Raw genomic sequence first — 25,856 nt, 5'->3', positions numbered from 1 at the left:
CCGCCCGATGCCAGGCACGTTTCCGGTATGGGTCGCAGCGCTAAATGAGTTCGGCGATGCGAACAATGATCAATGCCGCAGGGACGAGCACCGCCTGAGCGCACAGCGTCCCGAGCACACGCGCACCCGCGAGGGTTGTGATTGCTCGCCGGAAGCTGTTTTCCGAAATCCGACCTTCAATTACATCGTCAGTCATGACTGAGACTTGCGGATCAATGACGACGGCCAACACCACCGTCGCAAAGCCATTGATAACGGACGACAGATTCGCACATGTAACGCGCAGATCTGGTTTCAGGTATCCAGCATAGAGCGACGCGAAAACGCCGACTGTCCAGATCGCCATCGCGATTACGTTGAGTCCGATGACTCTCCAGGAAACGCCTGCTCCAGTCGCTAGTTGGGTGACGTTGTGTCGGGACGGAAGCCGCGCTCCAAGCCGAATGTAGCCGACGCCTCCTCGACTGAAGATATGGAGTATCAGACGAGGGATCGAGCGATTTGCCTGGAAGTGGTCGACAGCGCGGCTGAAATAACGTTGAAACGTGGGAATCAGAAACGCACCGACAGTGCTTGCCACCGTGGCGGTTAGCAGAAAAAGCCGAAAGTCCCCGAGCAAACCATGCTCCAGGTGATGCGCGATATCCAGTTCAACCCGCTTCGCAATGAATGGTCCCTGAAAGGAATTTGCCGTCCGGGAAACAAGGGCGATGATTCCGAATAGGGAGAATGACACGGCGATACGGCGCGTGCGAACGCCGGCAATCCGAACCGCGTACGCTAGCGTCGCAATCACGTGGATTACGAATGTGAGCCCGCATATGATCAACAGCTGAATGTCCATGTCGTCGGCACACGGTTGGCATGAATCGAAGCCTACGACTGTACACTGCCGCTCCGATTGTTGACGACTTTGGTTCACTCGTCGTGTGACCGGAATTGGCCGGGTTGAGCCAGCCTCTGTGGCGTTCGCCAGGTGGTTGATCGTCTGAACTGCTGACCGGGAAGCCTTGCCCTGTAAGGCTTTCACAGGTCGTGCGATATGCATATCAGTAAACATCATCCAACAGAGGCGTGGATGGCTTGCGGAAGGGGCTCACGCCGGTCGGCGAGGCCGTTGGCCGGACCCGACCCATTGCTGACCGTCAGTGCGCTTCTCTGAACGTCCAAACCTCGTCGAAAAACGGTCGCTCAGCCTCCCGACTACGAATTCTGCGCGAGTCTGGGCGACGCCTGTTCAAGGGTTAATTCTTTATTCCCTCGAACGATGGCGCCAGCGAACACCGCATGGACTTAGCAAGCAGGGAGCAGATCCATATCTCGACGTGCATGTTGTTGCTGTTCATCGTGCACCCGCCTGAGCGATGCGGGATACCGTCCAGGATGGGACTCTTTCGTAGGCCAAGCGCATGGTGTACGACGTGCGCGGCGCTCACGGGGTCTCTTCGACGCACCTGAAAAGTGAAAGGCTTTACGAATGGACGCCTAGTTTGGATTACGTCGCAAAGCGAACTGAGGCGCACGTGCGCGCGATGCAGCCCTTCCCGTCGACGCCGAAGCCGATCCGCTTTCGTTTTCCAATGTCGGGTGGTTTGTTCGCCACCATATTTTCCGATATTCTGTACGCTGAAAGCCTTCGCTTGCAGCGTCGCCCGACGCGAAAAACGAAATGATCGAACGGCAAATAAGCTCAAACTGAAATGACAGAGACCCATCACGGTTTTCACTTCCGGCTTCGCCGCGGCGCGTCAATCGGCGAGCTCGACGCCGAATCAGACGGAGACTTTTTGTCGTCGTGTTTCGTGGATACGGGAGACTTCGAAACGCTGAAAGACTGCCGATCACCCCATCGCATAATTGTCGGACGGACAGGATCAGGGAAGACCGCGTTGATCAACCATTTGGTTGAAAGGATGAGTAACGTCATTGTTGTCTCTCCGGAAAACCTCTCCCTCAATTATCTTTCAAACTCCGATATTCTTGTAACCTTGGAGAAGTCGGGGGTTAAGCTAGATATTTTCTACGGACTGCTCTGGAAGCATGTTTTTGCTGTCGAGCTACTAAAACGGCGTTGCCATCTCACTAGCGAAGAGAAGACTCGTAGCTGGATCGCAGGATTTATTCCTGCACTGAAGCGAAAAGATCAAGCTAAGGAACGTGCTTTTGATTACTTGTCAAAATGGGGTGATACATTTTGGCAAGAGACCGAGTATCGGGTGAAAGAAGTTACGGAAAAGCTTGAGGGGGAAATCACGTCGAAGCTTGGAGCGGACATCGGTGCATTGAAGGCAGATGTAAGCGGAAGCATCAAGAAAGTGGACGAGCGTAAGACGGAGGTCGTTAACAAAGCACAGACCGTTATAAATTCGATTCAAATTAAAGCGCTTGCCGACGTGATTGCATTGATGAACGAGGAAATATTTACGGATCCCCAGCAAAAATACTACCTTGTTATTGACCGCCTTGATGAAAACTGGGTCGATGACGAACTTCGGTACAGGCTGATTCGCGCTTTGATCGAATGTGTGAAGACTTTCCGAAGCATTGTGAACGTAAAGATAATTGTGGCGTTGCGCCAAGATCTTATTCAGACAGTGTTTAAGCGAACCCGTGATGCAGGATTTCAAGAGGAAAAATACGCCGCGCTTTTTTTGCAGCTTCGATGGGAAAAATCCCTTTTGATAAAGATGATCAATGAGCGAATTATTCGACTGGTGCGAGAGCAGTATACTTTGTCGTCAATCGAATTAGTTGATTTATTTCCGAGGAAAATCGGTAAAGAGGATTTTGTTGATTATCTGCTGGAGCGAACTCACTACCGCCCGAGGGATGCGATCTCATTTATAAACGAATGTTTAAAGCGGTCTGAGGGAAAGGGGCAGGTTACGGTTCAGACGGTTCGTAATGCGGAAATAGAATATTCAGCGGCGCGAATGAATGCACTGGGTTTTGAGTGGGTTACTCATTATCCAGGTTTCTTGGAGTATCTGCCACTGATAGAGCAAATGCCGCTTAAATTCAGATTATCTCAGATTCATAAAGATCGCATCAACGATTTTGCTGTCACCAAGTGTTTTGATGGTGAGTATGCAACTGATCCAGTAATTCGCGCTGGATTTGCATTTATAAATAATGATAACGCTCATGCGTTCCGCGTTGAGCTTATAAAGGCGCTTTACTCGATAGGCGTAGTGGGTCTAAAGCTGTCTTCTTTCAATAGTCAGATTTGGGCTTATATGGATATTAATGCGCCTGGAGACGGGCAAATTCGGGCCAACTCGGAGGTGTTCATTCACCCCATGGCGTGGGCGAGACTTGGCGTGAAGCCGAACTAAATAGAGGATATGTGGGGCGCCGTAGTGGCGAAAGCCGAAACTGCCGTCCGTAACAAAGAGGGAGGATTTCAGGAGGCACTCCAGACAATGCTATTTATAACTCATAGGGCGATCGTTATAAAAAGTAATCGCTTTGCGGGTTGTGATGACAAATGCTGTGCCTTGGCGAGGCGCCTGCGAACGGATCGCTTAAGCGGAAATTACAATAGGATGTAGGTCAGTCAGCCGAATCGCCGGACGTCGCCTAGCAAAATGGCAGCTCGTCGCTCGTCAACAGACATTTGCCAACCCACTGAGAAAGACCGCTTCTGGCCGGGTCGAGCCAGCTCGTGTAGCGGTCGCTGGGTGGTTGATTGTCTGAACCGCTGACCGGAAGGCCTTGCACAGCAAGGCTTTCCCGGTTTGCGCGACGGGTTGTTTGAGTAAACACCATCAAAACACGCCGTCGAGGGATTCTCCGATTCACTGCTCGCGGAAGCCGGTCCGCTCGGCATCAACGTGACCTGTGTGGAGCCGGGGCCGTTTCGCACGGACCGGGCGGGCCGCTCGCTCGTGCAGACGCCGAACCGTATCGACGATTACGCGCAAACGGTGGGCGCGCGCATGAAGCGCACCGCCGAAGGCAGCGGTCATCAGCCGGGCGATCCGGCGCGGGCCGCGCAGGCGATGATCCGCATTGCCGAAGCGGAAAAGCCGCCGCGCCATCTCGTGCTCGGTGCGTTTGGCGTGGATGCGGTGACGAACCGCTTGCGCGCGGCGTTGGCCGAGATCGAGGCCTGGCGCGATGCGAGTCTCAGCGCGGATTATCCGGCGGGCAATTGAGGTGGATGGCAGGCGTTCGCGGCTCAAGCGGTGGCGATCATCAAGGTTCCCGTGGCCACGAGCGCGCCGCGCCATAGCCAGTCGAAGTTGATCCAGCCGCGCCGCAGCACGCCGAGCCCGAGGTACTCGTAGGCGAGCAGGGCGATGGCGCCCGTGGTGGCGAGCGTCGTGAGCGTGTGCAGCGCGGTGAGCGCGAGCGGGACGGCGAGCGGGTTGCCTGCGCCCGACGCGAGGCCGCCCGCGCCGCCGCCGCACAGCGGCAGCATGGCCGGCATCAGCATCAGTCCCGCGCCGTGCAGCGTCGCCATCAACGCCGACCACGCCGCAAGCCCGACGAAGCCAACGGTCATTCCCACGCGCACACGGTGCCGGTGCCCAAACGCGTGCTGCCACGCGGCCCAGCCGATCAGGAGCGCGCCGAGGCCCCAATGCAGCGCGGCGCCCGGCAAGTGCGCGCCCAGCGCCGCCGTCGAGGACGTGAACAGCAGGATCGACGCGGCATGCCCAAGCGCGATAGGCGGCAGGGCGAGCAACAGCGCGGCGCGGCTGCCGCGTTGCAGGCCGAGCGCGGTCGCGAAGAGCCAGCCCATCGCCGGATTCGCGCCGTGAAACACGCCGCTGCCTACCACCGCCGCCCAGGCGGCCCAGTGTGCGCCGAAGAGGTCATTCATGCCTGTTCCGGCGCTTATGGATAGCAGTACGAATCAGAAGAGCAATCACCGCCTTCGAGCCGGATCTGGTGCGGACGGTGCGACTTGGGCCAGTCGATGAAAAAACGCTCGTCGAAGGCTATGCCGCCGTCGGGCGCGGCGTCGAGCTTCACCATCCAGCCGTCGATGCCTTCGGGGTAGAACTGTGCGTCGATGGCGCCATAGAGCGAGTTGCTGAAATACACGCGGCGGCCGTCACGGCTCACCTCCACCATTTGCGGGCCGCCGTTCAGCGCCCGCCCGGGAGCCCGGGGATGCGCGGCGCGCGCGGCGATGCCACCGATGCGCACGCAACCGGTGAGGCGCGCATGTTCGGGGTCCGATACATCGTATTGGCGCAGGTCTCCCGTGCCCCAGCACGCCACGTAGAGGAAGCGGTCGTCGAGCGAAAGCGCGATGTCGGTGACGAGCGGCGGCACGGCCGCGAAGCCCTTGAGCATCGGCGGCAGATGTTCGGGGTCGGCGGGCTCGGCGGGAATCTCGATGATCTTGCGCGCCGCCCATGCGTCGCCGTCGCGATACCACTGCCAGATGGAGGCGGAGAGATCCTTCAGGCTGATCACCGAATTCACGAAGCCATAAGGCCGTGTGGGGTTGTGCGCGGGGCGCAGTTCGAACACGAGCTGGTTTTCCGCGCCGAAATCGAGCACCTGTTTGTGCTTGCGCGTGTGCAGATCCCAGAAGTGCAGGCGGTGGCCGTACTGTCCGCCCAGCAGCACCTCGGGCACGAGGCCGTTTTCGAAGGCCGCGGGCAGGCCCCATTCGCTCGTGACGAGCGTGTCGTAGCCCAGGTGCCACCAGCCGTCATAGGCTAGCTCCTGCGGGCCGCGGTCGATCTCCCACTGGCCGAGTATGTCGAAGCTTTCGTGGTCCATCAGGAAGATGCCGCCGGGCGCCTCGCCCTGCGCATTGGCAAGCGATGTCACGTAAATGCCATCCGGCCCGCAATGCACCGTATGAGGGCGCGTGTAGCCCGCGCGTTGCGCCACGCTCTCGGGCTCGTGTACGCGCGCGATATGGGGGCGGCGCGGGTCGGGCTTCGTATCGACGATATGGATGCGTGAGGAGCGCAGCCCCGGCACCACGAGATAGCGGCGCTCCGTATGGGCATGGGGCGCGTTGGGGCAGAGGCACGAACTGCATGCGTTCCAGCCGAAATGATGGAGTTCGTCGCCGACATTGGGCATGGGCAGCCGATGCACGATGCGGCCGAACTCCGGCGAGCGCGGGTCCAGATCGACCACGTCGAGCGAATCGGGCACGCTGCGCGTGGGGTCGAAGCTCGCCACATAGGCCAGTGTTTCCGCCGGCGCGTCGGCCGCGAGGCGCGCGGACGGGTAGAAGGTCGGGTCGGGTTGCCACTTCGCCATTGTCACCCCCTCATCGATTACTCGAAAGAGTCCTCATCATGCACCAGAGAGCGACAGTGCGTTGCGCACGTGTTCCATATTCCGTGGCGATAGAAGCTTATGCATTTTGGCAATGAGCGCGACGCGCGGCGATTATACGTTCTGCGAAAACAGTGAATTCGCGTTCGTAGCGTTTATTCGCATGGCTCATCTTCCTACACTGGTACCCAACGGATGCAGGCAGGAAACTGCGCCGATTCAATCAAGTTAATGGAGGTTGGTCATGAAATCGCTTATCAAGGCCGTTGCGCTCGCCGCCGTGCTGGTCGTTCCGGCCGTTTCGTTTGCTCAGTCGCAAGGCAATAATGGTCCCGTGACCCGTGCACAGGTGCGCGGCGAACTCGTGCAGCTCGAAGCCGCCGGTTATCGCCCCTCGGTGAACGACTTGTACTATCCGGCGGATTTGCAGCAGGCACAGTCGCGTGTGAATGCGCAAACCAGCGGCTATGGTCCCGCCACGAATGGTTCTTCGCAAAGCGGTTCGCGCACCGATGGTGCGGTCAGCAGCTACTCGCCGCCGATCTATAACGCGCACTGATTGAACTGAGTTCAGTGGCCGCGTTGAGCGGCATTTGATTCGCATGACGTAGTAATAAACGCCCGTGGCCGCGCCATTGCGCGGCCACGGGCGTTTTTATCGGGCGCGTGAGCGTGGCTCATGAGCGCCGGCGGCCAGCGCGGCCTCAGTCGCGCGCCGCAGCCTCGCGTTCGCCAATCCACGCGCGCGTGGCTTCGAGGATCTCGTTCGACAACGCCGGATCGTCGCACAGTCGCGCGAGCACGACCGCACCCACCATCGCGGCCCAGCCGCCGATCGCCGCCTGCCGCGCCGCCGCGGCGTCCCCCGTTTCCATGCCCGCGCTGAAGCGCTCGATCTGCCGCTCCACGCCTGCGGCCATCGCCGCGCGCGCTTCGGGGGTTTGCCGCGCCGTTTCCGCGCCCAGCGCCGCCATGGGGCAACCGCCCGCCACGTTGTCGCGATGCGCGGGCGAGAGATAGCGCGCCGCGTAGCGCGCGAGATCGGCGTCGCCGCCTTCGCCTTGCTCGAACACATGGGCGAGCGTTTGCGCGACCAGGTCGTCCTTCGACTTGAAATAGCCATAGAAGCCGCCGTGCGTGAGTCCGGCGGCGCTCATCACATCAGCGACCGTGACCGCGTCGTAACCGCGTTCGCGAAAGAGCCGGCTGGCGGCCTCCAGAATCTGCTGGCGGTTGATCGCCACTTGCTCGCGACTGACCCTCATTGTTTTCTCCGCTCTGGCTTCGATCGATGCTTGACATTATACATGATGGTCATCATGATTCCGTTTACATGACGTTCATCATGTAAACGGAATCTCAAAGGAGAAGTTTCGATGTCTGCTCAACCTGCTGTGCTGATCACCGGCGCGTCCACGGGAATCGGCGCTGTCTATGCCGATCGGTTCGCCGCGCGCGGCCACGATCTGGTGCTGGTGGCGCGCGACCGCGCCCGTATGGAGGACCTGGCCGCGCGGCTGCGCGAGCGCGATGGCGTGAACGTGGAAATCCGGCGCGCCGATCTCGCGTCGCATGCGGACCTGGTGCAGCTCGAAGCGCGCCTCGCCTCCGACTCGCGCATCGGCGTGCTGATCAACAATGCCGGTGCGAGCCTTCCCGGCACGTTCGTCGAGCAGGGCCCCGAAGCCGTGGGCGGCCTTGTCGATCTGAACGTGACGGCGCTCGCGCGTCTCGCCGCGGCCGTCGCGCCGCGCTTCACGCGCGAGGGCCGCGGGGCGATCGTGAACATCGGCTCGGTGATCGGCCTCGCGCCCGAGTTCCGTTCGAGCGTATACGGCGCGACCAAGGCGTTCGTGCTGTACTTCTCGCAGTCGTTGCATCTGGAGCTCGGGCCGAAGGGCGTGTATGTGCAGGCTGTCGTGCCCGGCGCCACGCGCACCGAGATCTGGCAGCGCTCGGGCAAGGATGTGAATGCGCTGCCGGCCGTGATGGAAGCGGGCGATCTCGTCGATGCGGCGCTGGTGGGCTACGACCGCCGCGAAACGGTGACGATCCCGCCGCTGCCCGACGCGCAGCAGTGGGCCGACTACGAGGCCGCGCGAGTGGCCATGTTCGCGAACTTCGGGCAATCGCAGCCCGCGGCGCGCTATCGCGAAACCGTGTAGCCCGATGTTTCGCAAGCGGCCCGCCGGGTCGCTTGCCTCTATGACCGCTCGCCGGATCCGGCGTGCGTCGCGCCGGTCCTTCACTCGCTCACGTCATCCCTCGTTCGTTCGCGCTCACGCGCCTCGCTGGACCCCTCCCTCCCTCAGCCGCTCCCTTCCCGTTTGCCCGCTCGCAGATTCAGCGCTTTCCGATATGGACGGCGCGCGGATCACGGCATGCTGTGCGCCGGCGCATGCGTTCGGCGTGCGCCGCTTGCGCGAGCGCTGCGCCGGCCACTCCTGGCGCGCGGCCTCGCGCCGCCCTGTACCATTCACCGCACGCCGCGCGGCAATCGTCGCGCGGCGTACGCGCAAACGAGGACCGGACGATGCAACGCATAACACAAAAAACAGGCGGATGGTGGACGTTCGCGCTTGCCCTGGTGCTGGGCGCATGCATGGCGTGGGCATGGCGCGCCCACGCCGCGCGCACGGTGAGCGTCTCGCCGCAGGGGACCGTGGCGCAGGTGCGCCAGGTGGTGGTGAAGTTCGACGAGGCGATGGTGGCGTTCGGCGCACCCGACGCGAAGGACCCCGCGCGCGTGCAGTGCGGCAATGCGGCGGCAGGCGCGGGGCAAGGCCGCTGGATCGACGCGAAGACATGGGCCTACGACTTCGCCGCCGACCTGCCGCCCGACACGCAATGCAGCGTCAACCTCGTCGACGGGCTCAAGTCGCAGGCGGGCAACGCCGTGCTGGGCGGACGCCGCTTCGCGTTCTCCACGGGCGGACCGTTCCCGGTGAGCATGCGGCCCTATAGCGGTGAGGGCAGCGAGATCGAGGAGCACCAGGTGTTCGTGCTCAAGCTCAACGGTCCCGCCAAGCCGGCCTCCGTGCTCGAGCACGTCTGGTGCGAGTCGGGCGGACTCGGCAACCGCATTCCCGTGCAGAGCGTGGATGCGCCCACGCGCGCGGCGCTGCTCAAGCATTTCCGGCTGGAGAAGGACAGTGCGAACGTGCTCACGCTCGCCTGCCAGCAAATGCTGCCTGCCAGCGCGAAGATGCAGCTTGTCTATGGCAAGGGCGTGCTGGGCCCGAACGGCACGCCCAACGACGTGGAGCGCCGCTTCGACTTCACCGTGCGTGCGCCGTTTACAGCGAGCATGAGTTGCGAGCGCGAGAACGCGAAGGCGCCGTGCACGCCGCTGCGGCCCGTGCGCATCGACCTGAGCGCGCCGATTGCGCGCGCCGACGCGCAGCAGTTCCGCCTGCAAGGGCCGAAGGGCGAAATCGCGCCGGCCTTCGACAAGAATGACAAGGATGCCGAAGTATCGTCGATCTCGTTCCCCGCGCCGTTGCCCGACCACACGACGCTCACGATCACCGCGCCCGCTGGCCTCAAGGACGTGAGTGGGAGGCCGCTCGCCAACGCCGACCTGTTCCCGTTGCGCACGGCCACCGCGCCGATGCCGCCGCTCGCCAAATTCCCGTCCTCGACGTTCGGCATTATCGAGCGCTATGCGGAGCCGGGTACGCCGCCGCTCGTGCCGGTCACGCTGCGCAATGTCGAGGCTGACCTGCACGTGCAGGGGCTCAACTCGGGCGAGGCGAAGTTCGCCAGGCTCGCGGTGCAATCCGATCTCGACATGCGCCGCTGGATGCGTCTCGTCGACCGCTTCGACAGCTACGGCATGAGCGAAACGGAGATCGACAAGCTGATGCCGGGCATGCTCGCGCGCGCGAAGTCGCCGGTAGTGATCCCGCGCACGGCCGATGAGGGCGAGGGCACGGGCGAAAGCGGCGCGAAGGCGCGCATCATCGACGTGCGCTCGCTTTCCCTGCTCGACGGCCAGCCCGGCGTGCAGACGCTCGCACTGCCGAAGGCCGATCCGAAGACGCTGCGGCCGTTCGAGGTGGTGGGCATTCCGGTGCCGAAGCCGGGCTTCTATGTGATCGAGCTGGCGTCGCCTTCGCTCGGGGCGTCGCTGCTCGGCAAGCCCGCGCCGATGTACGTGCGCACGACGGTGCTCATCACGAATCTCGGCGTGCATTTCAAGCAGGGCCGCGAGAACAGCGTGGTGTGGGTGACGACGCTCGACAAGGGCGAGCCGGTGGCAGGCGCCGACGTGCACGTTTCGGACTGCAACGGCGACACGCTCGCGACAGGCAAGACCGATTCGCACGGACTGCTGAAGATCGACGGACCGCTTTCAAACCGCCGGGACTGCGGCGAAAACAGTTACAGCGGACTGTTCGTCTCGGCGCGCATCGACGACCCGAAAACCGGTCCCGACATGGCCTTCGTGCAGTCGGACTGGAATCGCGGCATCGAGTCGTGGCGCTTCAACGTGCCGACCGACACGAGCGTGGAGCCTACGGTGCGCGCGCATACCGTATTCGACCGCACATTGCTGCGCGCGGGCGAAACGGTTTCGATGAAGCATTTCATCCGCGCGCAGACCATGCATGGCTTCGCGTTCCCGCAGCAATATCCCACGCGCGTGACGATACGCCATGCGGGCAGCGGGCAAACCTGGCATTTGCCGCTCAAATGGTCCGCTGACCATACGGCCGATTCGACCTTCGTATTGCCGCCGGAGGCGAAGCTGGGTGAATACGACGTTTCGCTGGACGACGGCAATGCAAACGCGAGCGCAGCAAGCGACGGTGGCGACACGGCGGACGACAATACCAGCGACACCAGCGCCGACACCCTCCACATGAGCTACGACAGCGGCAGCTTCCGCGTGGAAGCGTTCCGCCTGCCGGTGCTCAAGGGCACGATAGGCGTGCGCAACGAAACGGCGTCGCCGCTGGTCGCGTCCACGCAGGCGGCCGTCGCGGTGCAGATCGACTATGTTTCGGGCGGCGCGGCTTCGAGCTTGCCCGTGCAGGTCTCGGCGCTCGTGAAGGACACTACGCCCGCATTCGCCGCCACGTACGGCGATTTCAGCTTCGCGCCGTATGTGAGCGCGAGCAAGGGCGACAACGCATCCGAAGACGAGGACAACGGCGCGCAGGAAGACAGCGAGGTGGCGAAGCTCGTGGCCGACAAGGAGCCGCTCACCCTCGACCGCAACGGCGCGGGACAGATCGTCCTGAAGAACCTGCCGGTCGTGGACGCGCCCAGGCGGCTCGCGCTCGAAGCGACCTTCGCGGACCCGAACGGCGAAGTGCAGACCATCAGCGGCGCGGCCACGCTCTGGCCCGCGGCCGTGGTGGCGGGCATCAAGTCGGGGCGCTGGGTGTCGGTGGGCAAGAGCGTGCCGGTCACGGCGCTCGCGCTCGACTTGCAGGGCAAGCCGCACGCGGGCGTGAAGCTCGAGGTGCGCGGCGTCGCGAAGATCACGACCACCTCGCGCAAGCGCATGGTGGGCGGCTTTTACGCCTACGACAACCACACCGAAACGCGCGATCTCGGCACGCTGTGCAGCGGCACGAGCGACGACCACGGCCTGCTCACCTGCGACGCGAAGCTCAAGGAGGCGGGCAATATCGATCTCGTGGCGACGGCGCGCGACGGCGACGGTCATGCCGCGACGGCGACGACCTCGGTATGGGTCACGCGCGAGGACGAACTGTGGTTCGGCAGCGAGAACACCGATCGCATCGACGTGCTGCCCGAGAAAACGAGCTACGAGCCGGGCGAGACCGCGCGCTTCCAGGTGCGCATGCCGTTTCGCTTCGCCACGGCGCTCGTGGCCGTGGAACGCGAGGGCATCATCGAAACGCACGTCGTGCAGCTCGATGGGCGCGATCCAACGGTCGAATTGAAGGTGAGCGACAGGTGGGGGCCGAACGTCTACGTTTCCGTGCTCGCGTTGCGCGGGCGCATTCACGAAGTGCCGTGGTATTCGTTCTTCACATGGGGCTGGAAAGCGCCGCTCGAATGGGCGCGTGCGTTCTGGTATGAAGGCCGCCAGTATGAAGCGCCCACGCCGCTCGTCGATCTCTCCAAGCCCGCTTACCGCTACGGTCTCGCGCAGATTCGCGTGGGCGACGCGGCGCACCGGCTCGCGGTGAGCGTCACGCCCGATGCGAAGCGCTACCCGGTGCGCGGCACGTCGCACGTACAGTTGCGCGTGCGACTGCCTGGCGGCCAGCCGGTGCCCGCAGGCACGCAGATCGCCGTGGCCGCCGTTGACGAAGCGTTGCTCGAACTCATGCCGAACCGCAGTTGGGATCTGCTCGACGCCATGCTCCAGCAGCGCGCTTATGGCGTGGAGACGGCCACCGCGCAAATGGAGATCGTCGGGCGGCGGCACTTCGGGCGCAAGGCGGTGCCCGCGGGCGGCGGCGGCGGGCATGGCGCGACGCGCGAACTCTTCGACACGCTGCTTTACTGGAACCCGCGCGTGACGCTCGACGCGAATGGCGCGGCGCAGGTGACGGTGCCGCTGAACGACGCCATCACGCGCTTTCGCATTGTCGCGATTGCGGCGAGCGGCGCGGAGCGTTTCGGCACGGGTAGTGCGACGATCGAGAGCACGCAGGACCTGCAACTGATCTCGGGCCTGCCGCCGCTCGTGCGCGAGGGCGACACGTTCCGTGCGCAATTTACGTTGCGCAATACGACCACGCGCGCGATGAAGGTGCTCGTCACGCCGAACGCGCCGCCGGTTGCGCTTGCCGCGCAGACCGTGGACCTCGCGCCCAATGCGTCGCGTGAAGTGGCGTGGACGGTGGCGGTGCCCGAGGGACTCGCCGAAGCGGAACGGCCCGCGCTCGTGTGGAACGTGAGCGCGGCGGAGCAGGGCGGCGCGCACGCGGCCGATGCGGTGAAGCTCTCGCAACAGGTGAGCGCGGCGATACCCGTGACCGTGCAGCAGGCCACGCTCGCGCAGGTGGACGGCACGCTCGCGATTCCCGTCGCTGCGCCCGCGAACGCGAGCGCGACGAAGGCAGGCGTGCTGCGCGGCGGCATTGCGGTGTCGCTGCAACCGAAGCTCGCCGACGGCTTGCAGGGCGTGCGGCGCTGGTTCGAGCGCTATCCGTTTTCATGCCTCGAGCAGCAGAGCTCGATTGCGATCGGCCTGCGTGACCCCGCTCGCTGGCAAACGGTGCTCGCGCGCATGCCCGTGTATCTCGACCGCGACGGTCTCGCCAACTACTTCCCGCCTGCCGACGACAGCGCGAGCCGTGGCAGCACCGCGCTCACGGCGTATCTGCTGACGGTGAGCGACGAAGCCTCGAAGCTCGACCCGCGATTCGCGCTGTCCGACGCCCTGCGCGGCAAGATGGTGGACGGTCTCACGCGCTTCGTGGAAGGCCGCATCGAGCGCAATCCGTGGTCGCCGCGCCGCGACCTCGATCTGCGCAAGCTGGCCGCCATCGACGCACTCTCGCGCTATGGCGCGGCGAACGCGCGCCAATTCGGCTCGATCGAGATCGCGCCGAACCAGTGGCCCACGTCCGCGGTGATCGATTACGCCGAAGCGCTCGCGCGCATGCGCGACGTGCCCGATCGCGCGGCGAAACTGGCGCAGCTCGGGCAGATCCTGCGCGCGCGCCTCACGTGGCAGGGCACGCAGCTCACGTTCTCCACCGCCGCCGGGGACGACCTGTGGTGGCTCATGACAGGCCCGGAAGTCAACGCAGCGCGCCTCGCGCTCGCCTTCGCCGACGACCCCGCGTGGAAGGACGACATGCCGCGCCTCGTGGCGGGGCTGCTCGCGCTGCAACGCAACGGCGCGTGGAGCACGACGACGGCGAACGTGTACGGCTCGCTCGCGGTGGAGCGTTTCTCGCGCGCGTTCGAGCATGAGCCGGTAACGGGCACGACGAAGATCCAGCTTGGCGACACGTCGCGCACGATTGCGTGGAACGCCCCCGCGCAAGCGGCGAGTGCCGCGAGCACCGCGACTGCGGCCACGCGCGCCGCGCCCGCGCGCAGCGCGCTGCTGGCGTGGCCCGCGCAGCACACGGCCATGCCGCTCACGCTGACCCAGGAGGGAACCGGCAAACCGTGGGCCACCGTGGAAAGCCTCGCCGCCGTCGCGCTGCGCGCGCCGTTCGCGGCGGGCTATCGCATCACGAAGACCGTCACGCCGGTGGACGCCGCGGTGAAGGGCGCGTACACGCGCGGCGACGTCGTGCGCGTGCGCCTCGATATCGACGCGCAAACCGATATGACCTGGGTGGTCGTGAGCGACCCCGTGCCTGCGGGCGCGACCATCCTCGGCTCGGGGCTCGGGCGCGATTCGGCGGTGGCCACGCAAGGGGAGAAGCAGGACGAGAACGGCCCGTGGCCCGCATTCGTCGAGCGCGGCTTCGACGGCTATCGCGCGTACTACGAGTATCTGCCCAAGGGCAAGGTGTCGGTGGAGTACACCGTGCGGCTCAACAACGTCGGCACGTTCGGGCTGCCGCCCACGCGCGTCGAGGCGCTGTACGCGCCGGCCACGTTCGGCGTCGCGCCGAACGCGCCCATGATCGTGAAGGCGGCCACGCAATGAGGCGCGGCGCGCACAGGGCTGCGTTGCCCGCCGTCGCGCTTTGCGTGGCGCTGCTGCCGCTGGCTGCGTTCGCGCTGCCCACCTTCGACGACGTGCGCGGCGAGTGGCAAAGCTCGGACTGGGTGCTGCTCGCGCGCGACGGCACGCCGCTGCAACGCACGCGGGTCGAGCACACCGCGCGGCGCGGCGACTGGGTAGCGCTCGCGGACGTTTCTCCCGCGCTGCGCGAGGCAATCGTTGTTTCGGAGGACAAACGATTCTACGAACACAGCGGCGTGGACTGGCGCGGCGCGGCGGCGGCGGCCTGGGCGAACCTGTGGAATACGCGCACACGCGGGGCGTCGACGGTCACGATGCAGCTCACGGGTTTGCTCGACGACGACCCGAAGCACTCGGGCCAGCGCTCGCTCACGCAAAAGGCCGTGCAGGCGGTGGACGCGCTGCGGCTCGAACGCGACTGGCGCAAGGATCAGATACTCGAAGCGTATCTGAATCTCGTGCCGTTTCGCGGCGAGACGGTGGGCCTCGCGGCGCTGTCGCAAACGCTGTTCGGCAAGGCGCCATCAGGCCTGGACGAGCGCGAATCGGCCGTGGCCGCCGCGCTGATCCGCGCGCCGAACGCGCCCTATACGAAGGTCGCCACGCGCGCATGCCGCATTTTGCGCGACATGAACGCGGCGAACGCCGCGAACCTTGCGAACACCGGGAAGGGCTGTCCGAACCTCGACGCCTTCGTGCAAATGGCCTTCGCCCGTCCGGCCGGCGCGAGCGACGACGCGTCGTTCGACGGCCGCAGCGCAAACTCGCCGCAACTCGCGCCGCATTTCGCGCGCCAGATCGCGAACGCGGTGCATCCCGCGCCCGGCATGCGCGTGCGCTCGACGCTCGACCCGAACCTGCAACGCTACGCGCGCGACACGCTCACGCGCACGCTCATCGAACTCAACGCGCGGGCGCACCCGCGCAACGTGCAGGACGGCGCTGTCGTCGTGCTCGACAACGCGACGGGCCAGGTGCTCGCGTGGGTCGGCTCATCAGGCGGACTATCGAAGGCGCGCGAAGTCGATACGGCGCTCGCGCTGCGCCAGGCGGGTTCCACGCTCAAGCCTTTTCTCTATGCCCAGGCCATCGACGAGCGCCGCGTGACGACCGCCTCGCTGCTCGACGACGCGCCGCTCGATCTCGCGGCGGGCGGTGGCCTCTACATGCCGCAGAACTACGACAAGGGCTTCAAGGGCTGGGTGAGCGTGCGCACCGCGCTCGGCTCGTCGCTGAACGTGCCGGCCGTGCGCACGCTCGTGATGGTCACGCCGCACCGTTTCGCGAAAACGCTCACGGCGCTCGGCCTGCCGCTCACGCAGTCCGGCGACTACTACGGCTTCAGCCTCGCGCTGGGCAGCGCGGACGTGAGCCTCGTCACGCTCACGAACGCGTATCGCGCGCTCGCCAACGGCGGCGTGGTCGCGCCGGTGGTCGAGATGCCGGACGCGCAGGCGCCGCATGGCGTTGCGGCGCGCGTGTTCAGCCGCGAGGCCGCGTTCATCGTGACCGACGTGCTGGCCGACAACAATGCCCGCACGCGCACCTTCGGTTTCGACAGCCCGCTCGACACGCGCATGTTTTCCGCCGTGAAGACGGGCACGAGCAAGGACATGCGCGACAACTGGACGGTGGGCTACACCTCGCGCTACACGGTGGGCGTGTGGGTGGGCAACGCGGACGGCTCGCCGATGTGGGACGTCTCGGGCGTGAGCGGCGCGGCGCCGGTGTGGGCCGCGCTCGTCGGTTATCTGCACCGGCGCGTGCCGAGCGTCGCGCCTGCCGCGCCGCCCGGCGTGGAGCGCGTGCGCGTGCAGTTCGCCGATGCGGTGGAGCCCTCGCGCAACGAGTGGTTCATTGCGGGCACGGCAACGCCGCAGGTGGGACTCGCCTCAAACGCGGCCGACCTCGCGCGTGGCCCCGCGCAGATCGGCAGCCCCGTGGACGGCACGATCTTCGCGCTCGATCCCGACATTCCCGCGCAGCGTCAGCGCGTATGGTTCGAGCGCGCCAGCGGGTCGACGGCGCGCGTGAACTGGCGGCTGGACGGCAAGGCACTGGGCGGCGCCGCGCGCGTGGCGTGGCTGCCGTGGCCGGGCAAGCATCGGCTGGAACTCGTCGATGCGAGCGGGCAGGTGACCGACACGGTGCGCTTCGAGGTGCGCGGCGCGAATGCGAAGCCGCCCAAGTCAATGCGCGCCGACGCCGCGCAAGTCGGCGCGGCGCACTGAGCGATAGGCGATAAGCGCCCTAGTCCGCGGACGCAGCCGAGGCTGCCGACGGCGCATTCGCGTTCTGCGAGCCAGGATGCGATCCCTGCGGCGATGCCTTTTGTGCTTCCGCTTCCCGGTTGCCTTCCCAGCCCCCGCCAAGCGAGAGGAACAAGCGCACCTGGTCGAGCGCAACCTGGCCTTCGGCCGCCGCCACCTGCGCATGCACGCTGGTGAGCGTGCGTGTGGCGTCGAGATCGGAGAGGAACGGTTCGCGGCCCGCGGCATAGAGACGATGCGTTTCGTCCGCCGACTGCTTCGCGGAATCGTAAGCGGTGCGAAGCGAATCGGCGCGCTGGTCGTCGGCGGCGTAGGTCGCAAGGCTCGACTGCGTTTCGCGCAGCGCATTGAGCACCACGCCGTCGAAATGCGCGAGCGCGCCGCCCGTCGCCGCTTCGGCCGCGCGCACGCGGGCGCGCTGGCCGTTGGCCGGGAAGGTCCAGCTGATCAGGGGTCCGAATGACCATGCATTGGTCTTGGGCGAGAACAGGTCGCCGGTCAGGCCGACCGTGCCCACGCCCGCGCCGAAGCTGACGTCGGGGTACATCTCGGCAATCGCCACGCCGATGCGCGCCGTCGACGCCGCGAGCTGGCGCTCGGCCTCGCGCACGTCGGGGCGGCGCTTGAGGAGGGCGGCGCCGTCGCCCACGGGAATCGGCTGCTTGAGCTTGGGCAGACGATTGCAGGCGAGCGCGGCGGGCGGCAGGTCCTTGGGCGAGCGCGCGAGCAGCATGGCGAGCTGATACTGGGCCACGCGGCGGCGGCCTTCGAAGCGCGGGATATCGGCGGCGATCGTGTTGGCCTGGGTCTGTCCGCGCGTCACGTCGGGCTGATTGCCTCGGCCCGCGTCGCGCAGACGCTTCGTGAGCGCCACGCGCTGCTGTTGCAGCTTCAGCGATTCCTGCGCGATGGCGAGTTCCTCGGCGGCCGAGCACGACTCGACATAGGCCTGCACCACGTCGGCGACCACGCTGATGCGCGCGAGGTCGGCGGCGGCTTCGACGGCCTCGTCGTCGGCGCGCGCGGCTTCCACGCCGCGCTTGAGCTTGCCGAACAGATCGAATTCGTACGACACATTGATGCCGAGGTCGCCCAGGTTCGCCACCGGCACCTTTTCGAACAGCAGGTACTGCTCGCCCGACACCTGCGCGCGCTCCACGGTGGCGGTCGCGCCGCCCGAGAAGCCGCCCTGCGCGCTGGCGACGGCCACGACGGCGCGCGAGCGTTCGAGATTCGCGGCGGCCACGCGCAGATTCGTGTTCGACGCCAGCGCGTCCTGCACGAGCTCATTGAGCGCGGGGTCGTCGTAAAGCTGCCACCAGTTGGCGGGCACGCCTTGCTGCGAGACGGGCGCATGGTCCGCGCCATCGATCGGCCCTTGCGCAAGCGGCGCATTCACTACGGCTTCCTGCGGCAGCCGGTAGTTCGGCCCGAGCGTCATGCACGCGCCCAGCGCCAGGGCGAGCGGCGTGAGGGCGAAGCTGCGCCAGAGACTGCGACGTGTCATTGCGAAGCTCCGGCGGCGGCCGAGGCGGCGAGGGCGTTCGATGTGGCGGGCACGCTCGCGCCCGGTGCGGCTTGTGCGCCGCTTGCCGCGTTCGCCACGTTCGCCGCGCTGGCGCCGCTCGCGCCCTGCGCGCGTCCGGCCTGCCGGTCGTCGCGCGCGTCGGCGCGTACGGCCACGGTGGCCGTGCGGCCCGCGATCATGCGGAAGTCGTCGGGCACTTCGTCGAGCGCCACGCGCACCGGAATACGCTGCGCGAGCCGCACCCAGCTAAACGCCGGATTCACGTTGGGCAGCAGGTTCGGGCTGGCCTGGCGGTCGCGGTCCTCGATGGCGGCGACGATGCTCTGCACGTGGCCGCGCAGCGGGCGCGATTCGCCCATCACCGTGATTTCCACGGGCTGGCCGATATGAATGCCGTGCAGGCGCGTTTCCTCGAAGTAGCCGTCCACGCGGAACGAATGCATGTCCACCACCGAGAGCACGGCGCGGCCCGCCGAAACATATTCGCCCACGCGCGGCGCGCGGTCGTTCAGATAGCCGTCCACGGGGCTCACGATGGTCGTGCGCTCCAGGTTCAGCTTCGCGGTGTCGACCTGGACCTGGGCGTCGGCGGCGGCCGCTTCCCCCTGATCGACGCGCGTGCGGCTTTCTTCGAGCGTTTCGGCCGCCACGAGATTGCCGAGCCCGATATTGCGAGCCAGTTCGCGCTTGGCCTGCGCGAGCGTCGCCTTGCGTTGTTCGAGCGTGGCCTGGGCGAGACGCAGCGCGAGCGCGTAGCGCGCCCGGTCGATCACGAACAGCACCTGCCCCTGCTGGACCTGCTGGTTGTCCACGACCTGCACGGAGGTGATGAGGCCGCCCACGTCGGGCGCGACCTGGATCACGTCGGCGCGCACGTGGCCGTCGCGCGTCCAGGGCGAGAACATGTAGTAGTTGACGATGCGCCACAGCACGAGCGCGGCGACCACGACGACGATGAGCGTCAGCAGGATCTGTCCTGCGGAGAACCAGGTTTTTTTCACGTTCACGTTATTTCACGAAGCGATGCGACACGATGATGACTGCGGCCAGCACGAAGACATAAATGCCGAGATCGAAAATGGAACGATGCCACACGAGCCGGTAAAAGCCGACACGGGTAAGCACCTTGCCGATCACGACATTGATGAGGTACGCGATCAGCATCAGCACGAGCACGGCGGGCACGAACACGCCGAAGATATCGATTTCGCCGATCATGGTGCGGGTTTCAAAAAGGGGTGAAAGAGGCGCATGTTCATGCCGTGGCCTCCGGGTTGGACGGCGACTGCGCCGACGAAGCCGGGTAGAGCGCGATGCGCAGGCCCACGAGCGCGTGCAGCGTGTCGCGCAGCCAGCGCTGCGAGACGAGCGCGCGCGAGGCGGGCTGGACATCGGCGTCGGAGGCGGTGGCGGGCGGCGTTTGCGCGCGTGCGCGGGCCGCGACGCGGCGCAGCGCGTCGTCGATGGTGGCGAGCAGCGCGGGCGGCGCGCTCTGGCGCTCGCTCGCTCGCGCGCAGCGTGCGTAATGGTCGCTCACGCCTTCGAGCACGCGGTCGATCGCGTCGGGCACGTCGCCGTCGAGCTTGCGCAGCGAGCGGCGCAAGTCGAGTGCATTGAGCGCGATGCGCAGGTCGCGAAAGCTCTCGATCGACGGATGGCGATGATCGTCGGACGCGGCCAGGCGCGGAATGAGCTGCATGAGCCGGTCGACCATGCGCGAGGCGAGGTTGCGCTGGTCCGCGATCGGCGTGGCGGAAGCCGAGAGCGCCACGTCGCTCCAGCTTGAGCGCAACAGGCGCCGCGCCGCGAGTTCCGCGCCGAACGGGCGCGTGACGCGCGTCCACAGGTAGGCGAACAGCAGGCCCGCGACGCCCGCGATATTGCTGTTGAGGAACACGAGGAAGTCAGCCTCGTACGCGCTTTGCACGCTGATGAAGGTCGCCGTGTTCACGGCCACCAGCATCGTCACCATATTGAACGCCGGGCGCGGAATGAGCGTGCCGATCAGGATGAACGGCCCCGAGAACAGCAGCACGAGCATGGCGAAGTCGTGCACCTTGGGCAGCGCGACGAACAGGTAGAGGCCCGCGAACACCACGCTCGCGGCGGTGGCGAGGAAGAAGCGGAACACGAGCGGCGCGGGCTCATCGAGTGCGGCGAAGAAGCAGCAGGCCACGGCGGCGAGCGTCACGGCGCCCGCGCCGTCGTGCCAGCCCGAGCTGACCCACAGCCAGCAGGCCACGAGAATCGCGCTCACGGGCACGAGGCACGAGATCAGCATGAGGCCCCGGTCGTAGAAGCGCTCAGTGCCGCCGAGCCGCCAGTGGCGATAGCGCGGCCGCCATGATGAGCCCGATTCATGCGCGATGAGCGCGCGCAGCGCGCGGCAGTCCTGCCACACGTCGATCACCTGGCCCAGACGCCACAGCGCATTGGAGAGCAGCGCGCCTTGCCAGCTCGAAAGCGCGTCGCGCGCGGGCTGTAACGTCGCGATGCGCGCGCGCAGATTGTCCGCGCTCGGGTCGCCCGCGTCGTCGTGCATGTCGGCCGCGCGCGTGGGCAGCGGCTCGTCGAACCAGCGGGCCGCGTCCGCGAGCAGGTCGTCGAGCCCTTCGGGCCACACGTGCAAGTCGCGGCGCAGCGCGATCAGCGGGTCGGCGAGCGCGGAAATCATCGGCAGAAAGAGCTGCATGCGCCCGCGCAGCGACTCCGCGCGTTCGAGGATTTCCGGGTGCGTGTGGTCGTAGCTCAACTGGCTGAGCAGGAATTCGAGCTGGTTCACCGTGGCGGCGAGCCGCTGGCGGCAGGCCGAAAGCGCCTTGCCCGCAAGATGGCCCGAGAGCGTTTCGCTGCCGTACCAGGCGGCGTCGCGGAACCACGCGTCGGCGCGCTCGATCAGCGTGGGCGCGAGGCGGCTTGGCAGGATGTTGCTGCCCACCACGCTCGCGCAAATGATGCCGAGCGTGATTTCCTCCGTGCGCGCGATGGCCACGTCGAATACCGTGGTCGGGTCGGTCACGGTGGGCAGCGCGATGAGCGGCATGGTGTAGCCCGCGAGCATGAACACATAACTGCGCGCGGTACGGTCGGAGATCGCCAGATAGAGCAGCGTGCCGGTCCAGGTGGCGACGATCACTGAAAAGAGCAGCGGCGTTTCGACGAAGGGCGGCACGAGCGTGATGGCGGCCGCCGCGCCGAGCGCGGTGCCGAGCGCGCGATAGAGCGCCTTCGAGCGCGTCGCGCCCACGAACGGGTTCGAGACGATATACACGCTCGCCATCGCCCAGTAAGGGCGCGGCAACTGGAATACGAGCGCGATATAGAGCGCGAGCATCGACGCGGCGAAGGTCTTGACCGAAAAGAGCCAGTCGCGGATGGAGGGGTAGGTCATGAGTCCGCTTGGTGCTTTCAGTCGTGTAAGGGCCGGTCGCCCTGATCGGCCAGGTCGGCCGCATTGAAGGCGTTGAGCACGCGCAGCGTCGCTTCGAGGTCGGCCCGGCTCACGCCCTTGAGCACGCGCGCGCGCAACCCGCGCAGTTCGTCCTCCATGCGGGCGGTCACGGCGCGGCCTTCGTCGGTCAGTGAAATCGTTTTCGCGCGGCGGTCGTCGGGGTCCTCGTCGCGGCGCGCGAGGCCCGCGGCGCAGAGCTGGTCGAGCAGGCGCACGAGCGAGGGGCCTTCAATGCCCACGTGTTCCGCGAGCGTCACCTGGCGCACCGCCTCGCCAAGCCGCCCGGCCGTGAGCAGCGGCGCGGCGCAGGCTTCGGACACGTTGTACGCGGTGAGGGCGCCGTTCGTGGTGCGCCGCCATTTGCGCGCCGCGAGGACGAGCGAGCTGCTGACGGCCAGCCGTAAAGTGTGAAGATTCGACATCGGCGGATAATAGCCCAAAGCGATTCGATAGCAAACTATCTTTTAGGGTTGGCGGCGCCACGTTCGGATGGTATGCGAGTCGCGGGCGCTGTGCTTCGTGTTTGGTGCGCGGTGATGCGTGCGGCCAACAGTGCCGTCAGCAGTGTGGTCAACCACGCGGCAAAGGCGTGAGCACAGCGCGTTTTTTATACGCGCTTACCTGTTTAGGTATTTGACCAGCCGGCCAGCAGCGCGGGCAGTTGCACCATGTCGGTGAACACATGCGCGACGCCCGCTTCGCGCAGCGCCGCGGCGCTGCTGTGGCCGGGCTCGGTCGGGCTGTAGCCGAACACGGTGGCGCCCGCGGCGAGGCCCGCGCGCGCGCCCGTGACCGTGTCCTCGATCACGGCGCAACGGCCGGGCTCGACGCCGATACCGGCGGCCGCCGCCAGATAGACGTCGGGGTGAGGCTTGCTGCGCGGCGTTTCGTGGCCGCTGAAGATGCGCCCGTCGAAGCATTCGAGCAGGCCCACCTTGCGCAACTGCAACTCGACCTTGCGCCGGTCCGCGCCCGAAGCCACGGCAATCCGCCCGTCGAGCGCCGCATGCACGGCGCGCACGGCCGCGGGCGCGCCTGGAATCTCGACGAGATCGCGCTCCAGCGCCTCGTTGCGGCGCGCGCGAAAGCCTTCGAGCCAGCTTTCGGTGAGCGCGAAGCCCGTATGCGACTGGATGCGCGCGGCTTCGTCTTTCACGGCCTTGCCGACGAAGATGCCCATGGCTTCATCGACTGAGAGCTGCCAGCCGAGCTCGCCCAGCATCTGGGTGAGCACCACGTGGGTGATGCGTTCGGAATCGACCAGCACGCCGTCACAGTCGAAGAGGACGGCGTCGAAAGGAATACGGGACATCGGGTGTCTGGGGTCGCCTGGGTTGCCGGGGATCGCGCGCCGGCGCTATGCGGCGTGCATCGGGCCGCATTCGTATGGAGGAAACGGGAGACGGGAAGCAGCCCGCCGCCGCGCTCGTTGCGCACGCAAGAGCGCGATGATAACCGGGCTTACGATCGGGCGGGGACTTCGTGCGCAAATCGGCGCGGTGGAGGGGCCTGGCGGGCCGGGGGGGGCGGCCTGAAGCGTGCGGAATCAGCGGTACTGCCCGGCGAACTTCTCGACGAGCGCGACGTTGCCGCGCGTGACGAAGCCCGGTCCCGTGTCGACGCCGTCGGGTGTGAAGCGCGGCGTGAGGCCATAGACTTCGATGCGCCGCTGGAACTGCACGTTGGCCCGCAACGCCGCGACGGCCTTGCGGATGTCCCGTGTCTTGTCCTGCTTCAGGATCGCGAGCAGCGCGACCGGAATGTAGCCCTGGAGGTAGGGCTGCTGATCGATCGCGAAGGCGACCGTGCCCGCCTCGATGCCCTTGTCGACCTCGGGCGTGAGGTCGAACGTGGCGAAATAGACCTTGTTGCTGAGCCCGAGCTTGCCGATGGCGCGCATGGCGGGCACCGCCGACGTGGGCCCGAGCGCGAGCACGGCCTGGGTTCCCGGCCGCTGGCGTAGCGCGGCAAAGACCTTGTTCTCGACTTCGGTGGGGTCGTTGCCCGAGTCGAGCATCGACTGCTTCGCGTTCGCGCCGATCGCTTCGGCGAACCCACGGCATCGCTCGAAGGACTCGGGGTTGGTCATATTGTTGTTCACGCACAGAAAGGTCTTGATACCGGCGGCGCGGGCGCGCATGCCGGCCTCCTTGCCCGCTTCGTATTCCGGCTGGCCCACATGGAGCAGGCCGCCGAGCGCGGCGTTTTGTTGCGCGGTCCCCGAGTTGAACGTGATCACCGGAATGCCTTTGCTCACGATGGTCTTGACGCGGCTCTGGATGACATCGAAGTCGGCGATCGTCGTCGCCACGCCGTCGTAGTTGCGCGCGGCAGCCTGTTCGAGCAGACGGACCATGTCGGAGAGATCGCCATTGGGCGGATTGCGGTAATCGACCGTGACGCCGAAGTCCTTTTGCGCGTCGGCAATGCCGTTCTTCACGACGTTCCAGAACGGGTCAGCGTCCGGCGCGTGCGATATCACCGCGAAGCGCACGTCCGCCGCGAGCGCACTCGCTCCTGTCGCGCTCATTGCCGCGATTGCTACGGCGGCGGCCACGCGCGCCGCTCGTTTTGCCATGCCTTGGGCCACTCGTCTCATGCTCGTCTCCATGGATCTCGTTGACGCCCGGTCCAGCGCTGCGGGCGTATCGGTATCGTAGGGCGTAGCGGTGGCCGCGCGCTTACACGGAAGTGTCCATTCTGGTTATTTACCGGGCCGCCCGGCGCGTCAGGCGGGTTCGATAACGATGCGTCGCCTTCGTCCACAGGGTCGCAGTTCGTCGGCATGGCGGGCATTTCGTTCCTGTTCTAACCGCGCCGGGCTGCGGCGGGGCTGGAACGCCGCGGGCAAAACGGTGGACAATAGCGTTCCCGCGCGTTTGCGCGATTCTCCATCCAGCCGCTCTCATGTCCACCGACGAAAACAATCCCGCCGCTTCGGCCAGCGAACTTCCCGGTCGCGCGAACTACACGCAGTTCGCCGACCGCTATGCCGAGCAAGCGCCCGTCAAGCCGCACAACGCGCACTACGAGCGGCCCGCTACGCGCTCGCTGCTGGGCGAGGTCACAGGGCTCGACGTGCTCGACGCGGGCTGCGGGCCCGGCATCGTCAGCGCGGAGCTGGCGGGCGAGGGCGCGCGCGTGCAAGCGTTCGACGTGACGCCCGCGATGGTGGAACTCGCGAAAACGCGTTGCGCGGGTCTCGCCGTCGATCTCGCGCTGGGCGACCTCGGGCGTCCGCTCGACTGGCTTGCGGGCGGTGCGTTCGACCGTATCGTGTGCTCGCTCGCGCTCGACTATGTGGAGCAGCTCACGCCAACCTTCCGCGAGTTTCACCGCGTGGCGCGCCCCGGCGCGCTGCTGGTGTTTTCGATGGCTCACCCCATGCGCGACTGGATCGACACGCGCACGCGCGGCTCGCGAACCTACTTCGAGACCACGCGTATCGGCCTGCATTGGGGCGGCTTCGGCGAGCCGAAGCCGTGGGTGGAAGCGTTCCGGCGTCCGCTCGCCGACATCTTCAATGCGCTTACGGAGGCGGGCTGGGCCATCGACCGCGTGCTCGAACCCGTGCCGCAGCCGGAAATGAAGGCGGTGTCGCCGGCGCTGCACGCGGAACTCGCGCAGGCGCCGGCGTTCATCTGCGTGCGGGCGCGGCGCATTTGACAGGATAGACGGCCGGGGTGGACGGCCGCGCTTCGCCTCGCGTCGCTT

The 25,856-nt window shown here is 66.0% G+C and carries 18 protein-coding genes and 1 pseudogene; 8 read left to right on the top strand and 11 right to left on the bottom strand.

What is annotated here, in order from left to right; translation table 11 throughout:
• Positions 1-40: 40 nt before the first annotated feature.
• The gene (locus C7401_RS01465) at positions 41-844 is read right to left on the bottom strand and encodes a lipid II flippase Amj family protein (protein WP_112169541.1); all 804 of its coding nucleotides are present in this window, start codon (positions 842-844) and stop codon (positions 41-43) included.
• A gap of 565 nt (positions 845-1,409) precedes the next feature.
• On the opposite strand from C7401_RS01465, the gene C7401_RS44230 reads away from it, so the two are divergent.
• From C7401_RS44230 to C7401_RS01455, 3 genes and pseudogenes are all read left to right on the top strand, one after another.
• Positions 1,410-1,673 carry a hypothetical protein gene (locus C7401_RS44230; RefSeq protein WP_146757871.1) on the top strand — a complete coding sequence of 88 codons (264 nt, stop codon included), beginning with the start codon at positions 1,410-1,412 and terminating at the stop codon, positions 1,671-1,673.
• Between the two features lie 27 nt (positions 1,674-1,700).
• Positions 1,701-3,335 carry a P-loop ATPase, Sll1717 family gene (locus C7401_RS01460; RefSeq protein WP_258396792.1) on the top strand — a complete coding sequence of 545 codons (1,635 nt, stop codon included), beginning with the start codon at positions 1,701-1,703 and terminating at the stop codon, positions 3,333-3,335.
• Positions 3,336-3,779: 444 nt separating this feature from the next.
• Positions 3,780-4,157 (top strand): annotated as a pseudogene (locus C7401_RS01455) (Rossmann-fold NAD(P)-binding domain-containing protein); the annotation flags it as partial.
• 23 nt (positions 4,158-4,180) lie between these two features.
• Here the strand turns inward: C7401_RS01455 and C7401_RS01450 are convergent.
• A complete protein-coding gene (locus tag C7401_RS01450) occupies positions 4,181-4,828 on the bottom strand; it encodes a hypothetical protein (protein WP_112169539.1) in 648 nt (215 codons plus the stop codon).
• 14 nt (positions 4,829-4,842) lie between these two features.
• Positions 4,843-6,237, bottom strand: a complete 1,395-nt coding sequence (locus C7401_RS01445; protein WP_112169537.1) for a selenium-binding protein SBP56-related protein — start codon at positions 6,235-6,237, stop codon at positions 4,843-4,845.
• Between the two features lie 262 nt (positions 6,238-6,499).
• Here C7401_RS01445 and C7401_RS01440 point away from each other — a divergent pair, with 262 nt between their 5' ends.
• Positions 6,500-6,814 carry a DUF4148 domain-containing protein gene (locus C7401_RS01440; protein WP_112169535.1) on the top strand — a complete coding sequence of 105 codons (315 nt, stop codon included), beginning with the start codon at positions 6,500-6,502 and terminating at the stop codon, positions 6,812-6,814.
• 145 nt (positions 6,815-6,959) lie between these two features.
• Here C7401_RS01440 and C7401_RS01435 read toward each other — a convergent pair whose 3' ends face one another.
• Positions 6,960-7,520: a TetR/AcrR family transcriptional regulator gene (locus C7401_RS01435; RefSeq protein ID WP_112169533.1), complete on the bottom strand. Its 561-nt coding sequence runs from the start codon at positions 7,518-7,520 to the stop codon at positions 6,960-6,962.
• 111 nt (positions 7,521-7,631) lie between these two features.
• On the opposite strand from C7401_RS01435, the gene C7401_RS01430 reads away from it, so the two are divergent.
• The 3 genes from C7401_RS01430 to pbpC all read left to right on the top strand — a co-directional run bounded on the left by C7401_RS01430 (position 7,632) and on the right by pbpC (position 17,124).
• Complete coding sequence (locus C7401_RS01430; protein ID WP_112169531.1) at positions 7,632-8,420, top strand: SDR family NAD(P)-dependent oxidoreductase; 789 nt, start codon at positions 7,632-7,634, stop codon at positions 8,418-8,420.
• A gap of 368 nt (positions 8,421-8,788) precedes the next feature.
• Positions 8,789-14,854, top strand: a complete 6,066-nt coding sequence (locus tag C7401_RS01425; RefSeq protein ID WP_112169528.1) for an alpha-2-macroglobulin family protein — start codon at positions 8,789-8,791, stop codon at positions 14,852-14,854.
• Positions 14,851-17,124: a penicillin-binding protein 1C gene (pbpC, locus tag C7401_RS01420; RefSeq protein WP_112169526.1), complete on the top strand. Its 2,274-nt coding sequence runs from the start codon at positions 14,851-14,853 to the stop codon at positions 17,122-17,124. Before C7401_RS01425 ends, pbpC begins: the two co-directional genes overlap by 4 nt.
• A gap of 19 nt (positions 17,125-17,143) precedes the next feature.
• Here pbpC and C7401_RS01415 read toward each other — a convergent pair whose 3' ends face one another.
• From C7401_RS01415 to C7401_RS01385, 7 genes are all read right to left on the bottom strand, one after another.
• A complete protein-coding gene (locus C7401_RS01415; protein WP_112169524.1) occupies positions 17,144-18,670 on the bottom strand; it encodes an efflux transporter outer membrane subunit in 1,527 nt (508 codons plus the stop codon).
• A complete protein-coding gene (locus C7401_RS01410; RefSeq protein WP_112169784.1) occupies positions 18,667-19,692 on the bottom strand; it encodes an efflux RND transporter periplasmic adaptor subunit in 1,026 nt (341 codons plus the stop codon). The genes C7401_RS01415 and C7401_RS01410 overlap by 4 nt, the downstream gene beginning before the upstream one ends.
• 7 nt (positions 19,693-19,699) lie before the next feature.
• Entirely contained in the window at positions 19,700-19,909 is a 210-nt protein-coding gene (locus C7401_RS01405; RefSeq protein WP_112169522.1) for a DUF1656 domain-containing protein, read from the bottom strand.
• A 37-nt stretch (positions 19,910-19,946) separates the two neighbouring features.
• Positions 19,947-22,082 carry an FUSC family protein gene (locus C7401_RS01400; RefSeq protein ID WP_112169520.1) on the bottom strand — a complete coding sequence of 712 codons (2,136 nt, stop codon included), beginning with the start codon at positions 22,080-22,082 and terminating at the stop codon, positions 19,947-19,949.
• Between the two features lie 17 nt (positions 22,083-22,099).
• Positions 22,100-22,564, bottom strand: a complete 465-nt coding sequence (locus tag C7401_RS01395; RefSeq protein ID WP_112169783.1) for a MarR family winged helix-turn-helix transcriptional regulator — start codon at positions 22,562-22,564, stop codon at positions 22,100-22,102.
• Positions 22,565-22,767: 203 nt separating this feature from the next.
• Entirely contained in the window at positions 22,768-23,454 is a 687-nt protein-coding gene (locus C7401_RS01390; protein ID WP_112169518.1) for an HAD family hydrolase, read from the bottom strand.
• Positions 23,455-23,688: 234 nt separating this feature from the next.
• Positions 23,689-24,741: a sugar ABC transporter substrate-binding protein gene (locus C7401_RS01385; RefSeq protein WP_244314746.1), complete on the bottom strand. Its 1,053-nt coding sequence runs from the start codon at positions 24,739-24,741 to the stop codon at positions 23,689-23,691.
• 308 nt (positions 24,742-25,049) lie between these two features.
• On the opposite strand from C7401_RS01385, the gene C7401_RS01380 reads away from it, so the two are divergent.
• Positions 25,050-25,808: a class I SAM-dependent DNA methyltransferase gene (locus tag C7401_RS01380; protein WP_112169514.1), complete on the top strand. Its 759-nt coding sequence runs from the start codon at positions 25,050-25,052 to the stop codon at positions 25,806-25,808.
• Positions 25,809-25,856 lie beyond the last annotated feature (48 nt).

The organism is Paraburkholderia unamae (assembly GCF_003268775.1).
Taxonomy (GTDB): domain Bacteria; phylum Pseudomonadota; class Gammaproteobacteria; order Burkholderiales; family Burkholderiaceae; genus Paraburkholderia; species Paraburkholderia unamae.
The sequence above is the reverse complement of the archived record's forward strand: the minus strand, read 5'-3'. Positions and strand labels throughout refer to the sequence as shown.

Coding starts and splice junctions, on each gene's coding strand:
- C7401_RS01465 (WP_112169541.1), bottom strand. CDS start 844: ATGGACATTCAGCTGTTGATCATATGCGGGCTCACATTCGTAATCCAC.
- C7401_RS44230 (WP_146757871.1), top strand. CDS start 1,410: ATGGTGTACGACGTGCGCGGCGCTCACGGGGTCTCTTCGACGCACCTG.
- C7401_RS01460 (WP_258396792.1), top strand. CDS start 1,701: ATGACAGAGACCCATCACGGTTTTCACTTCCGGCTTCGCCGCGGCGCG.
- C7401_RS01450 (WP_112169539.1), bottom strand. CDS start 4,828: ATGAATGACCTCTTCGGCGCACACTGGGCCGCCTGGGCGGCGGTGGTA.
- C7401_RS01445 (WP_112169537.1), bottom strand. CDS start 6,237: ATGGCGAAGTGGCAACCCGACCCGACCTTCTACCCGTCCGCGCGCCTC.
- C7401_RS01440 (WP_112169535.1), top strand. CDS start 6,500: ATGAAATCGCTTATCAAGGCCGTTGCGCTCGCCGCCGTGCTGGTCGTT.
- C7401_RS01435 (WP_112169533.1), bottom strand. CDS start 7,520: ATGAGGGTCAGTCGCGAGCAAGTGGCGATCAACCGCCAGCAGATTCTG.
- C7401_RS01430 (WP_112169531.1), top strand. CDS start 7,632: ATGTCTGCTCAACCTGCTGTGCTGATCACCGGCGCGTCCACGGGAATC.
- C7401_RS01425 (WP_112169528.1), top strand. CDS start 8,789: ATGCAACGCATAACACAAAAAACAGGCGGATGGTGGACGTTCGCGCTT.
- pbpC (WP_112169526.1), top strand. CDS start 14,851: ATGAGGCGCGGCGCGCACAGGGCTGCGTTGCCCGCCGTCGCGCTTTGC.
- C7401_RS01415 (WP_112169524.1), bottom strand. CDS start 18,670: ATGACACGTCGCAGTCTCTGGCGCAGCTTCGCCCTCACGCCGCTCGCC.
- C7401_RS01405 (WP_112169522.1), bottom strand. CDS start 19,909: ATGATCGGCGAAATCGATATCTTCGGCGTGTTCGTGCCCGCCGTGCTC.
- C7401_RS01400 (WP_112169520.1), bottom strand. CDS start 22,082: ATGACCTACCCCTCCATCCGCGACTGGCTCTTTTCGGTCAAGACCTTC.
- C7401_RS01395 (WP_112169783.1), bottom strand. CDS start 22,564: ATGTCGAATCTTCACACTTTACGGCTGGCCGTCAGCAGCTCGCTCGTC.
- C7401_RS01390 (WP_112169518.1), bottom strand. CDS start 23,454: ATGTCCCGTATTCCTTTCGACGCCGTCCTCTTCGACTGTGACGGCGTG.
- C7401_RS01385 (WP_244314746.1), bottom strand. CDS start 24,741: ATGAGACGAGTGGCCCAAGGCATGGCAAAACGAGCGGCGCGCGTGGCC.
- C7401_RS01380 (WP_112169514.1), top strand. CDS start 25,050: ATGTCCACCGACGAAAACAATCCCGCCGCTTCGGCCAGCGAACTTCCC.